Source organism: Anaerococcus senegalensis JC48 (assembly GCF_000321005.1).
Taxonomy (GTDB): domain Bacteria; phylum Bacillota; class Clostridia; order Tissierellales; family Peptoniphilaceae; genus Anaerococcus; species Anaerococcus senegalensis.
The window spans coordinates 636,202-649,814 of sequence record NZ_HE578907.1 but is presented as its reverse complement, the minus strand read 5'-3'; the positions used below and the strand labels follow the sequence as shown (position 1 = coordinate 649,814).

The 13,613-nt window shown below is 30.6% G+C and carries 13 protein-coding genes and 1 pseudogene; all 14 read left to right on the top strand.

The window, feature by feature from the left end; genetic code table 11:
- Nucleotides 1–86 precede the first annotated feature (86 nt).
- The 14 genes and pseudogenes from ASHG_RS03235 (at nucleotide 87) to mobQ (ending at nucleotide 13,590) form a co-directional block, all read left to right on the top strand.
- Nucleotides 87–1,876: pseudogene (locus ASHG_RS03235) on the top strand (DUF4368 domain-containing protein).
- A gap of 199 nt (nucleotides 1,877–2,075) precedes the next feature.
- A complete protein-coding gene (locus ASHG_RS03230; RefSeq protein WP_040397493.1) occupies nucleotides 2,076–2,786 on the top strand; it encodes a lantibiotic protection ABC transporter ATP-binding protein in 711 nt (236 codons plus the stop codon).
- Nucleotides 2,779–3,528 (top strand): lantibiotic immunity ABC transporter MutE/EpiE family permease subunit, encoded by a 750-nt coding sequence (locus tag ASHG_RS03225; RefSeq protein WP_040397492.1) that lies wholly within the window; start codon nucleotides 2,779–2,781, stop codon nucleotides 3,526–3,528. The genes ASHG_RS03230 and ASHG_RS03225 overlap by 8 nt, the downstream gene beginning before the upstream one ends.
- A 5-nt stretch (nucleotides 3,529–3,533) precedes the next feature.
- Nucleotides 3,534–4,274 carry a lantibiotic immunity ABC transporter MutG family permease subunit gene (locus tag ASHG_RS03220; protein ID WP_016648566.1) on the top strand — a complete coding sequence of 247 codons (741 nt, stop codon included), beginning with the start codon at nucleotides 3,534–3,536 and terminating at the stop codon, nucleotides 4,272–4,274.
- Between the two features lie 124 nt (nucleotides 4,275–4,398).
- On the top strand, nucleotides 4,399–5,061 hold the full coding sequence (locus tag ASHG_RS03215; protein ID WP_040397490.1) for a response regulator transcription factor: 663 nt from the start codon (nucleotides 4,399–4,401) through the stop codon (nucleotides 5,059–5,061).
- Nucleotides 5,052–6,476, top strand: coding sequence for a sensor histidine kinase (locus tag ASHG_RS03210; RefSeq protein ID WP_040397489.1), 1,425 nt, complete (start codon nucleotides 5,052–5,054; stop codon nucleotides 6,474–6,476). Before ASHG_RS03215 ends, ASHG_RS03210 begins: the two co-directional genes overlap by 10 nt.
- A gap of 259 nt (nucleotides 6,477–6,735) precedes the next feature.
- On the top strand, nucleotides 6,736–7,026 hold the full coding sequence (locus tag ASHG_RS03205) for a DUF3847 domain-containing protein (RefSeq protein ID WP_040397488.1): 291 nt from the start codon (nucleotides 6,736–6,738) through the stop codon (nucleotides 7,024–7,026).
- 241 nt (nucleotides 7,027–7,267) lie between these two features.
- A complete protein-coding gene (locus tag ASHG_RS03200) occupies nucleotides 7,268–8,011 on the top strand; it encodes an ABC transporter ATP-binding protein (RefSeq protein WP_040397486.1) in 744 nt (247 codons plus the stop codon).
- Nucleotides 7,992–8,717: an ABC transporter permease gene (locus tag ASHG_RS03195; RefSeq protein WP_002839700.1), complete on the top strand. Its 726-nt coding sequence runs from the start codon at nucleotides 7,992–7,994 to the stop codon at nucleotides 8,715–8,717. The genes ASHG_RS03200 and ASHG_RS03195 overlap by 20 nt, the downstream gene beginning before the upstream one ends.
- An 8-nt stretch (nucleotides 8,718–8,725) precedes the next feature.
- The gene (locus ASHG_RS03190) at nucleotides 8,726–9,493 is read left to right on the top strand and encodes an ABC transporter permease (protein WP_040397484.1); all 768 of its coding nucleotides are present in this window, start codon (nucleotides 8,726–8,728) and stop codon (nucleotides 9,491–9,493) included.
- An 11-nt stretch (nucleotides 9,494–9,504) separates the two neighbouring features.
- A complete protein-coding gene (locus ASHG_RS03185) occupies nucleotides 9,505–10,185 on the top strand; it encodes a response regulator transcription factor (RefSeq protein ID WP_040397483.1) in 681 nt (226 codons plus the stop codon).
- Nucleotides 10,175–11,251, top strand: a complete 1,077-nt coding sequence (locus ASHG_RS03180) for a HAMP domain-containing sensor histidine kinase (protein WP_040397482.1) — start codon at nucleotides 10,175–10,177, stop codon at nucleotides 11,249–11,251. The genes ASHG_RS03185 and ASHG_RS03180 overlap by 11 nt, the downstream gene beginning before the upstream one ends.
- A 79-nt stretch (nucleotides 11,252–11,330) precedes the next feature.
- Entirely contained in the window at nucleotides 11,331–11,621 is a 291-nt protein-coding gene (locus ASHG_RS03175) for a DUF3847 domain-containing protein (RefSeq protein ID WP_040397481.1), read from the top strand.
- 334 nt (nucleotides 11,622–11,955) lie between these two features.
- Nucleotides 11,956–13,590 (top strand): MobQ family relaxase, encoded by a 1,635-nt coding sequence (gene mobQ, locus ASHG_RS03170; protein ID WP_040397479.1) that lies wholly within the window; start codon nucleotides 11,956–11,958, stop codon nucleotides 13,588–13,590.
- Nucleotides 13,591–13,613 lie beyond the last annotated feature (23 nt).

Here is a 13,613-nt window from a genome sequence, read left to right as displayed (position 1 = left end):
TAAGGAGAACACTTAATCACTGTTTTAGTGAAATATGTACTTCTTAATTCTTTTTTATTTAAGAAATTAAGAGGAAGGAGGAAAAAGTGAGGAATTTTGAAAAGATAACAGCACTCTATGAAAGATTAAGTCGAGATGATGAACTTGAAGGAGAAAGTAATTCAATCGTTAATCAAAAGAAAATCCTTGAAGAATATGCAAGTAAGAATAATTTAACCAACATCATCCATTTTACAGATGACGGAATAAGCGGGACACAGTTTGATAGACCAGGCTTTATGGAAATGATGAATGGAGTAAATACTGGAAATATCGGTTGTATCATCGTAAAGGATATGAGTAGACTCGGCAGAGATTATCTCAAAGTCGGTCAATGTATGGAGATATTAAGACAAAAGGGCGTAAGACTTATTGCTATCAATGACAACGTAGACAGCTTTTACAGAGAAGATGATTTTACCCCTTTTAGAAATATTATGAATGAATGGTATGCAAGAGATACTTCAAGAAAAATACAATCTACATTTAGATCAAAAGGAGAAAGCGGAAAGCATACTGCAAGCACTCCACCTTATGGCTACATCAAAGATGAAAAAGACAAAGATAAGTGGGTTGTAGATGAAAAAGCAGCCGAGATAGTAAGACGAATATTTAATCTTACAATGGACGGAGCAGGACCATACAAAATAGCAAAGATACTGGAAGCAGATAAGATAGATATACCCGCTTATCATCAGCAAAAAATGGGATATGGATTACATCAAAGCAAAAACTTTGAATATCCTTATCGTTGGTGTAGTTCCACAATTGCTAGTATCTTAAAGAAAAAAGAATACTTAGGGCATACAGTTAACTTTAAAACAAGAAAGCATTTCAAGGATAAGAAAAGTAAATATGTATCCGAAGATAAATGGCTCATCTTTGAAAATACTCACGAAGCAATCATAGACCAAGAAACCTTTGATAATGTGCAAAGGATAAGAGGAAATGTAAAAAGGTATCCTGATGGTTGGGGCGAATATCACCCACTAACAGGATTGATGTATTGTGCAGATTGCGGGAGCAAGATGTATGTTCATAGGACAAATAACTATAAGAATATTCCTTATTATGTTTGCAGTAATTATAAGAAAGTACCTTGCGGGACACTTTGTCCATCAGCTCACAGGATAAAAGCAGAAGTAGTCTTAAACCTTATCCAAGAAACATTAAAAGATATAAAAAATTATCTTGATGAAGATAATGAAGCCTTTACCCGTTCCATTCAAAATGAAATGGAAGAAATGGAAAAAGTAGAGATAGAAAAACAAAGAGTAAGGCTAATTAATAATAAGTCGAGGATACAAGAATTAGAAAGGCTTATGTGCCGTATTTACGAGGATATGATACTAGAAAAAATACCAAGTAGTAGATATGAGATACTTAATAGCCAATACGAAACAGAGCAAAGAGCCCTAAGTAAAGAGATTGAAGACTTAGAGCTTGAAATATCAAGATATGAGAATGAAACAGATAAGGTAAGAAAATTCATATCCCTTATTAGTCGTTATGAAAACTTTGATGAACTCACAAACTCAATGATAAATGAGTTTGTAGAGAAGATCATCATTCATGAAAGGGATAGGAAAGGCAGTCAAACATCAAAACAAAAGATAGAAATATATTTTAACTTCATAGGGAATTATGAAGTTCCAAAAGAAGAATTAAGCGAAGAAGAAAGATCAAAACTTGAGGAAGAAGAACGAAAAATTAATGAGAGAAGGGACAGACTTCATCAAAATTATCTAAAGCGTAAAGCAAATGGAAAACAACAGGAGTATGAGGAAAGGTATAAGGCAAGACGAGAGCAGAAAAACAGGAGAAATTAAAGGTTTAGAAAAAAATAGGTATATTAGTCAGCTATTATGAGAAGATTAAAAGTGATACGTTTACTATATAGTTTATATGATGATCATATGTCGAAAAATAAAAGGCTCACTTACTACCTACTATGGAAATTTTTAAATCCTTATAATTTCCTTATTTTTTTCTCCTAAAATTACATACGTAAAGAAATGATAAGGAGGAAATATACTATGGATGATTTTATATTACAAACTAGAAATCTATCAAAGCAGTTTGGGAAACAAAAAGCGGTGGACTGCGTTAATATCAATGTTCCAAGAGGAAAAATTTATGGATTATTGGGACCAAACGGAGCCGGAAAGTCTACTCTTCTCAAGATGATTTGCGGTATGATTACACCTACATCTGGTGAAATCATATTCAATAATAATCCTTGGAATCGTTCAAATCTCTCTGAAATTGGTGCATTGATTGAAAATGCACCACTATATCCAAACTTAACTGCCTATGAAAATTGTCGTGTACGATCAATAGCTTTAGGGATTGAAGAAGAGCGAATTCAAGAAGTTTTACAGATTGTAGGTCTTACTAATACAGGGAAAAAACGTACTGGACAATTTTCAATGGGAATGAAGCAGAGATTAGGAATCGCTTTGGCTTTACTTAGTAATCCAAAACTTTTAATTCTAGATGAACCAACGAATGGTCTTGATCCCATTGCAATAAAGGAATTGAGAGAACTTATTAGAGGTTTTTCACAACAAGGAACTACTGTAATTCTGTCTTCTCATATTTTATCTGAAGTCGAACATATTGCAGATCATATTGGAATCATTGCATCAGGACATTTAGGTTATCAAGGTGCATTTGATTCAAAAATGGATTTGGAGCAACTTTTTATGAAAGTTGTTAGTAATCAGCAAGGAGGTTTCAATGAGTAATTCAACTATATTAATGGCCGAGTTCTTGAAAACAAAAAGAACTGCAACAAGAAGAATTGCTATTGCTAGTCCTCTTTGCTTAGCACTAATGGCTATTGTTCAACAAGGTTATTTTTCCTTGAATTTATTCAACTGGTACTATGTAGTTTTTTTACCTGCTACATTCGCATTAATCAGTGCAACAGCTGTTAATATAGATAACGGAAAGCACGGACTTCGTGCAATCCGTTGTCTACCAGTTTCTCAAGGAAAAATATGGAGCTCTAAACTTTTGGTTGTATTAGGATATGCTCTTCTTTCCTGTTTTCTATTAAGTGTTGCTGTGGTTTGTATACCATTTATTTTTAGTTTGTTTGGAATTAATCAAATTAAGCAATTAAGTATTGCTTCGATATTTTTAGGGATTATAGTCATGTTTATCACAACCATGTGGCAAATCCCTTTTAGCTTTATAATTTCAAAAAAATTAGGGGTGATCTTTTCGGTAGTGGTCAATTTAGCTATTTCTTTTTCAGGTGTGTTTTTAGCACTAAAACCATATTGGATGTTTTGCCCATGGGCATGGGTAAATCGTTCCATGATTTCTATTTTAGGGCTTTTACCTAATGGTTTGCCTGTTGAAGAAGATTTGATTTATACACAATCTTATGATGTTTTAATTGCAATTGTTGCATCTGTGGTACTAACGATGGTTTTGTCCATTGTTTCCACCACCCTTTATAAAAAATCAGAAGCGAGGTGATTTTGATGTTGAAATGTTTACATTCGCATATTTATAAAATAGTAAAAAGTCCGCTATTTTATATAACCATTCTTTGGCCAATTATTTGTGTAGGACTTTTTATCGCTTATTATTCCGTTTCTTCATGGAGCAATGAGCAAAATATATCTGGATTTTTTCAAGCCTTATCCTTATTTATGGATTGCTTGGTTGTCATGTTGTGTACTGGTATTGTTCAGCAGGAACAACGTGCGGGTTCTTCTTTTAATATTTTATGTGTTGGAAAATCAAGAATTCAAATGCTAATATCACTTGTTATTTTATTGGTTATTATGACAGGTCTTAGTTTAATCATTGCTGTTGCTGGGTTTGCTTTGCTGTATGGAAAGATGATTACCATATCCTACGTCTTGACTACTATTCTTATGCTTATTCCACTTATTTGCCTAGTTTTTATCCATCTATTTATCGCTTTTAAATTTGGTACGTCATGGTCAATAGGTTCTGGAGTCATTTTTATTCTGGTTGGGGCTTTAGGATGTACTGGACTTTTGGATAAGTTTTGGTATTACCTTCCGCCAACATGGGCAGCTAGATTTTCATCTCTAATGATTCTAGATACTTTTCATACAGATTATATTCTTAAGATTGCAGCTGAGCTGAGATATGGTCTATTGATATGTATCATAGTAACCATTGCACTTGTTACTTTAATTCCTATATGGTTTAATAAATGGGATGGTAGAGCCGATAATAGTGATGAATAATATTAAATTATTTAAAAGTTCAAGATCTCCATATCATACTATGATTTTGAATGATAAGAGTGCTCTCATAATATAAGTACTCTTTTTGGCTCAGGCTAAATTTAATGAAAGGAGAGGTGAATATATGGGTCAAAACATACTTGTAGTTGATGACGATGAGCAAATTAGATCTGTTATTGAAACAAGTTTAAAGCGTGCTCAATTCTCTGTATATACTTGTGCCTCAGCAAAAGAAACTTTAAGTTTATCTCTCGATCAATTTGATTTGATGATTTTCGATGTGATGATGCCCGATATAGATGGCTTTGAACTTTGCAGAAATGTCCGTGAAAAAGTAGATTGTCCAATATTATTTCTTACAGCCAAATCCAAAGAAGCAGATGTCGCTGAGGGATTAGCGCTTGGCGGGGACGATTACATTCGCAAGCCTTTCACACCATTGGAATTAGTCAGTCGAGTAAAAGCACATCTAAGAAGGGAAGAGCGTGTTCATCATTCTTACCTATCTTTTGGAGATATTCGTTTTCTCTTGAATGCCAAAGAAATACAAATAAAGGGAGAAACTATCAAGTTCACAAAAATGGAATATGAAATTTGCGAACTCTTAGCTAGACATAAGGGACAAGTTTTTTCACGAGAACATATTCTCGAACAAGTCGGTGGATTTTGGACAGAATCTGAGTCTGCAGCTATAGTTGAACATATAAAAAATATCAGAAAAAAATTTTCAACTTATCAACTTGATCCAATTAAAACAATTTGGGGAGTCGGTTACAAATGGGAATAAAAAATATATATTCTAAGAAAAATACACTAAGGAAAATATTATCTATATATTCCTTAGTGTTCATAGGTATCATTTGTTTTCTTTTTCTTTTATTGGTTATCGGTTTCCACTATGGAGTTAGGCATGGTTTATATACTTTTGCCAACCACGAAGAAAAACAAGTTGAAATCTTAAGGGAAAAAATCATTTCTAGCCAAAATTTCAACTCAACTTGGGTACCTGATAATATTGGCTACATTCAGCTAAATAATGAAAATGAAGTTATTAATTCAAATATGAAGATAGAGGATCAAGAGAATGCTTTAGACTATTTAGATGGAAAACAAATCCCTTTTTCTAAAGGCTATTTTTCAAAGGTTGTATACAATAATAGAGTCTGCGTATTTAAATACAGGATAGGTGTGTTATATTCTTCAGATTGGGCAAATGCACATCTTCCAAGAGTAGAATCACTTTTTATTTTCATAATTGCTCTTACGCTTCTTATTCCAACCATGTGGTTTGCAAAGTCTGTTACCAGACATATTTATAAAGATGTATTACCGCTACAAAAAGCTCTTGTTTCCATAGGAAATGGAGATCTAAATATACCTGTCCCTTCCTCCCTATCAATATCAGAGTTTAGAGAGCTAGGGAACCTTATGGACCACATGCGTGTTGATCTAAAAGCAACATTAGAAGAACTTTGGAATAGTGAGCATAAAATAAGAGAACAAACAACCCAAATGCTACATGATTATCGTTCTCCGTTGACCGTTGCTCGTGCAAATGCTGAGTTTATGAAAGAAGATCTTAGTCAATTAACTCTATTCCTATCTGACGATGATAAAGAAAAAATGAATGAAAATCTATTGAAATATACCGAATCCATTATTTTTAATTTGAATCGATTGGAAGAGGTAGCAGATAGATTGCAACTACAACTTAGTAATGAAAATAACGACCAACTTGTCAAGGAACCATTGCCATTAGATAGTTTAAATCTCAAAATAAATCAAGAAGGACATATATTAAGTGAGCAATATGGGAATGAGTGGAAAAGCCAATTTCAAGATACAGATGATTATACAACCACAGAGGAAAGTGCAATTCATCAAGCCTTAACTAATATTATTCTTAATGCCTGTGAGCATGGTCATTCACCCCAATCAATTCATCTAACATTTATCGTTTCAAACGGGAAAGCCGAATACAAAATCACAAATTCTGGATCACATTTTTCAGATGCTGCCTTAGTCCACGCAACTGACAAAGGCTTTTCTGAAAAAAAGAATTACACACAAAATATAAAAGGTGTCGGATTGTATTTCACAGCAAGAGTAATACGAGAAAATGGTGGAGAACTATATCTATCTAACACTCCAGAGGGATATGCCTGTGTACAAGTTATAATTCCAGTAGTTAAAAAAAGCTAAGGCTTCAAACTCAATATAAGCGATACATTTTCCTGTTATAAAGAATAAATGGTATTAGGCTTATCAATAGTAAAAAAATACTTAATAATGTGGGGGGAACATCGTAGTAAGAATTGAGTTTGGACAATATACAGTATTTTTTGTAGAGATATCTATAGTTTGCAAAATTGAAATGGGCGTAAAATAAATAGGATAAATAACTTAGACGATAGAAGGTAAAACTCTATCGTCTTTTTTTAATACAAGAAAGGAGTTATGTGTGAAAGATTTAGAAAAAATAAGAAAAGAGTCCAGAGAAATAAAAGATAAAATATACGATACAGAAGAAAGATTAAGGCAACTAAAAAATCAAGAAAAAAAGATATTAAAACAAGACATAGTGAAAAGAAGAAAAGAAAGAACTCATAGACTCATAACAAGAGGAGCAATCTTAGAAAGCCTTATAGAAAATGCAGAAGAACTAACAGATGAAGAAATAAAAATCCTACTAGAAGAAGCAACAAAGACAAAAGAATTTAAAGAAACACTAAAAAAAATGAGAGAAAATTAATAAAAATAAAATAACCAAATCTTTTTATTAAGAATAACAATAGCAGGACTTGTAATAATGCCACTGCAATAACTATGGCTTGTGAAGATAATGGTACGAGTTTCGTATTCATTAATATGAAATTTAAAGACCAATTAAAATAATATTACTGATTGTTATTCAAAAATTAGTTAAAAATTATGTTGTTTTTATAGTTTTGTTATATTTACCTCTTATAATAGAATCATCAAAGGAGGAAATTATGTCCGAAAAAGTACTTGAAATAAAAAATTTATGTAAATCTTATGGTAAAAGAAAGATTATAAATAATCTGAATATGACTGTGTTTAAAGGAGATGTTTATGGTTTTCTTGGAGCAAATGGAGAGGGGAAAACAACTACTATTAGAATGATTACATCATTAATTAGGTCTGATTCTGGAGAAATTTTAATAAATGAGAAGTCTGTAATAAAAAATAGAGATCAAGCAATTAAAAATATAGGTGCTATGGTAGAAGCTCCTAAGTTTTATGAAAATCTATCTGGATATGAAAATTTAAAATTGATGGCAAAACTAATTGATGGTACAAGTGATAAAGATATTGATAAATTACTTGAATTAGTAGGTTTAAAAGATAGGGGCAAAGATAAATTTGCCTCATACTCCATGGGTATGAAACAAAGACTTGGCATTGCTAACGCCTTATTAGGAAATCCAGATTTAATAATTTTAGATGAGCCTACTAATGGACTAGATCCGTATGGAATGAGGGATATAAATGAACTTATAGTATCTTTGGCAAAAACTTCTAATAAAACATTTATAATCTCATCCCATCTTCTTCATGAAATGGAAGGTATTTGCAATAGAGTTGGAATTTTACATGACGGAAAATTATGTATAGAAGGTGATGTAAAAAAATTAGTTTCAGAAAATAATGTATCTAATCTTGAAGAACTTTTCTTTGATAAAGTAGGTGGGAAAAATGAAAGCATTAATTATTAATGAATTAGAGAAAATCATTAAATCAAAGATAGGATATGTATTTTTATTGTCAGCCGGACTCTTAATTTGGATGAATATTACCATGTATGATCCAAAAGAAGGCGTTTGGAATATTGATAGTTTTTATACTTTTCCTGCAAGCCTTTTAGATATTTATATGCAAATATTAATATTTTTTATACCAATTTTAGCAAATGCCTTAGTAACTAAGGACCTAGTAGCAGGCACAATGAAATTGAGCATATTGAAAGAACCGTCAAGAATTAAAAATTTAGTCAGCAAACAAATTGCCTTTATAATATTTTGTATAATGGCAACTACAATTTTTGTTCTTTTGTGCTATTTATTTGGAATCCTATATTTTAAAAATATGAGTGATTTATCTTTAATAAGACCAGGATTTACAAAAGCTAGTGATTTAATCTATACATTCTTAACTTATGGGAAGATTCTTTTTCCAACAATTACCTACGGATTATTAAGTATGTCAATAGGATTATTTATAGAAAATGTAAGTCTAGCAAATATCATTTCTATTGTTGGTCTTATATTTTTCTTTAATACAAGTATGGGAGAAAAATTTACAATGATAAAAAATGTGTCTGCTAATGAAATTAGTATTCTAATAATAGCAAGCGGGATATTATTAGCTTTATTTTTAATAATAAGCAATATTTATTTAGAAAAGAAAGATATTTTATACTAGGGTGAGATATGAAAAAGTTTATAGATTTTGAGTTATACAAACAAAGGAAAAATAAATTTTATTATCTATTTTTTCTAATAATTTTAATTTCTCATATAATAAAAGCGAATCAATTTATTCATACAGATATGAATTGGATGTCATTGCCCTTAGTTTCAGTTCCAGATACAGTTTTGTTTTTGGTCTTATTTGTGATTTATATATCCTCAGACTTAACAGCTATAGAGTATGAAAAAGGTCTTATCAAATTACCAATAATGGTAAATGGAGATCGAAAAAAATTTATAAAAGCAAAAATATTAACTATAATCATGTGGCTAATAGCCTTAGTGATTTTTGATATAATTTCATCTTTTTTGGTTGGAAAAATAATGCTTAATGATGGAACAGTTTTGATTTCTGATGGGCAAGCTATTTTGCTTGGAGGAGTAAAGTTAGAGGGAATAAGAGCCTTTGTTAGTGTATTTTTTAGTGAAATTTCTATTATTTTGCCACTAATATGTTTAGCTATGATTATTGTGTATGGTGGTCTTGTTTTAAAAAATGCTTCAAGTGTTATGGGAATGGGATTTTTATATTATATTCTAAGCTTAATAGGTCCTGAAAAATTAAAATATTTATTTTTAGTAAGACATGTTTATAAAATACCATCTTTATTAATCAAAGGGGAATTTGGTATTGAACTTAGCTTGTATATTGCTACTTCATTAATAGGTATTTTAATCTTATATTTTGTCAATATTTCCTATTTTAAAAGGGTAGAAATATTAAAATAGGAGATTGTAGGATGAGTAGGATTTTAATTGTAGAAGATGAACTTGACTTAGCAAATATAATAAAAGATTATCTAGTAAAAGAGCTATATGAGGTAGAAATTTGTACAGAAGGAGATAAGGCAATAGAAATTTTTGATAAATTTAAGCCGTCCTTAGTAATACTAGACTTAATGCTTCCAGGTATGAATGGTTATGAAATCTGCAAAAATATAAGAATGAAATCTACAATACCGATTTTGATTTTGTCAGCAAAAATTGATGAATTTGATAAGGTAAAGGGACTTAATCTTGGAGCAGATGATTATATTACCAAACCCTTTAGACCAAGAGAATTACTTGCAAGAGTTAATGCTCAACTTAGAAGAAGCCAAGTTTTTAATAAGGAAATTCTTGAAATAATAGACATAGAAAATATCAGAATATATACTAAAGAATATAAGGTAGAAAAAAATGGTAGGGATCTTGATTTAAGTAGAAATGAATTTGAACTTTTAGTATTTTTATCTAAAAATCCAAGACAAGTTTTTAGTCGAGAACTACTATATGAGAGAATCTGGGGATTCGATAGTTATGGAGATTTAAATACTGTAACCGTTACTATAAATAGACTCCGTCAAAAAATCGAAGATAATCCAAAGAATCCAAAATATATATTAACAGTTTGGGGAGTAGGTTATAAATTTGAAATCTAAATCACTTAAAAAAAACTTAATAGTATTTGTCATATCAATCATTCTAATACCAATTTTATTTTTGTTGGTCTTAGGAATACCAGAAAAAGAACCTAAAAGTCTTTTGTTATCTTTAACATCAATTTCTATATTAATAGCTATAGTAATTGTCATTATATCGACTATATTTTTAGCTTACGTCGATAAGATTATTATAAAGCCTATATATGATTTGCTAGATAATTTTAAAAAGCTATCTAAAGGGGAATATGATTTATATATAGAAAATGATAGGGTGGATGAAATAGGAGAATTATTAGATAATTTTAATAAAATGGTAGCGTCCTTAAAATCATATAGGGAAAGAGAAAATAAAGCAAAAGAAGAAAGAGAAGAGCTGATAGCCTCTATAAGCCATGATTTATCAACTCCCTTATCTGTAATACAAGCCCACATAGATGGAATAAGTGACGGAGTTGCTGATAGCCAAGAAAAAAAAGACGAATATATAAGGATAATAAACAAAAAGATCAAACAATTGAATAATCGAATCAAACAACTAAAAGACTATTCATTACTTGATATATATGACAAAAAAATAAATCATATCAAAGCTAGAGAATCTTTAGATAGAATTGTAGATGAATTAAATAGATCATTTACAATTGAAATAGAAAATTTATTTTATCAAAATAATATAAAAGAAAGTACAGTGATAGGTTTATCTGACAGGATGCTTGAAATCATATTAGAAAATCTGTTTTCAAATTCTATAAAATATAGAGGGGAAAACCCATTGGAAATTGATATAATTGCAAAAGAAAACCTAGATACTGTTATAATAGAATTTAAAGACAATGGAAAGGGCATAGAGAAATCTGAATTAGATAAAATATTTAATCCATTGTACACAGTGGATAAAGCTAGGACGACTGATAAAGAATCAATGGGATTAGGCTTATCAATAGTAAAAAAAATACTTAATAATGTGGGAGGAGACATAGGAGCAACAAGTGAGTTTGGACAATATACAGTATTTTTTATAGAGATACCTATAGCTTGCAAAATTGAAAAGGGTGTAAAATAAAAATAAATAGGAGAAATAACCTAGGCGATAGAAATTAAAAACTCTATCGTCTTTTTTTATTACAAGAAAGGAGTTTTGTATGAAAAAATTAGAACAAATCAGAAAAGAATCAAAAGAAATAAAAGATAAAATTGACCATACAGAAGAAAGATTAAGGCAACTAAAAAATCAAGAAAAGAAGATATTAAAACAAGACATAGTGAAAAGAAGAAAAGAAAGAACTCATAGGCTAGTAACAAGAGGAGCAATTTTAGAAAGCCTTATAGAAAATGCAGAAGAACTAACAGATGAAGAAATAAAAATCCTACTAGAAGAAGCAACAAAGACAAAAGAATTTAAAGAAACACTAAAAATAATGAGAGAAAATTAGGGAAAATAAAATAATCAAATCTCCCTTAGATTTTCTAAGGGCGCAATTATACACCCTAAAGGGTGCTTGCGTCTTGCGGAGCCAAACCCTGAAGCGACCAACAACCATTCGCTTTTTAAAAATCAAGGGTAAATAAACTCGCTAAGGCTCGCCCTTGACTTTTAAAATTTGAAATGAACAAAACAATTAAGCCGACATACTGAAACAACAAAAAATTAATTCAGTAGACGGCTTTTTCTATTCTATCATTTCAAAACGCTCATTCACAAAGTGGATATAAAAAATCTATTAAGCCTCCACCTAAAACAACAAAAAAAGAAAGGAAGTGATAAAAATGGCAGACAGTTTTCATTTTTCAGTAAACATAATATCAAGAGGAAAAGGCAAAAGTGCAGTAGCAAGTGCAGCATATATAAGTGGAGAAAAAATAAAAAATGAATGGGACGGAGTAACCCATGACTATACCAAAAAACAAGGAGTAATTAGCAAAGAAATATTTTTGCCAGATCACGCACCAGAAGAATATAAAGACCGAAAAACCTTGTGGAACTCGGTAGAACTATTTGAGAAAAACTCTAATGCCCAACTTGCAAGAAACTTTATCATATCATTACCAAAAGAGTTAAACATAGAAGAAAATAAAAAGATGATAGAAGAATATGTTCAAAACAATTTTGTAAAAGAGGGAATGATAGTAGACCTAGCAATTCATGATGAAAGTAGAGAGGGAAATCAAAACATTCACGCCCATATAATGACCATAGTAAGACCAATAAATGAAGATGGAACATGGGGGCAAAAAAGTAAAAAAGAATATATCCTAGATGAAAAAGGAGAAAAAGTATTAAACAAAAATGGAAAACCTAAGACAAGAAAAGTAGAACTAACAACCTGGAACGATAAAGGCAATGTAGAAAAATGGAGAGAAAATTTTTCAGATCTTTGTAACAAATATTTAGAAAGAGCAGGAGCAGAAAAAAGAGTAGACCATAGGAGTTTTAAAAGGCAAGGCATAAAACAAATACCAACAATACATCTAGGGGCAAGTGCTAGTGCAATGGAAAGAAAAGGAATAAGGACAGAAAAAGGAGATATAAATCGAGAAATAAAAAGACAGAATGAACTATTAAAAAATATAGGCAATGAAATAAAGAAAATAACATCATGGTTAGCAGGCTTCAAAGATAAGCTAAAAGAATCATACAAGGAATATAAAGACCAAAGTAAAAAGCAAATAGAAAATGAATCAGGACTCTTTAACCTCTATGAATATTTAAGCTTCTATCAAGAAATGCAAGAAAACAATAGAGCTGACTTATCATTTTATGGCAAAAGAAACAAAGCAATCTATGATCTAAAAAGATATGCAAGTGGAATAAATTATCTAAGAGAAAACAAAATAAAAACCATATCAGACCTACAAGGACATATAAACACCCTAAGAAGCAAAAACTCTGAAATATATAAGACCATAAAAGAAAACAGTCAAAAGATAGAAGACCTTAACAAATGTTTAGCCTATGCAAAGACTGTAAGAAAAACAAAAGCAACCTACCAAGACTATGAAAGCAAGAAAATATTCAAAGAAAGCTTTTACAAGAATAATCAAAAGGAAATAGACCAACATATAAGGGCAAGAACCTTAATTGAAAAAATTAGTGGAAAGAAAACTTTAAGAGAAAAAGAATGGTTAGGAGAAATTAAAAGCTTAGAAGATGAAATCAGTAAACTAAATACAGAGTCAGAAAAGATAAGGGAAAGATACAAGGAAATAAATCATATTAAATATGCAGTAGAAGTAGTGAATAAAGAATATGGTATCGACCTATCCATAGAAATTGACAAGGCGATTAAGAGAGGAGAAAAAGAAAGTATCATAGAAAAGATTAAAGAGTATAAGCAAGATAGTGATAAGTTTAATAAAAAAAGACAAATGACCAAAGACTACTACAAAAATCAAGAAAGATAAGACCTGGTAAAAATATCTTATCC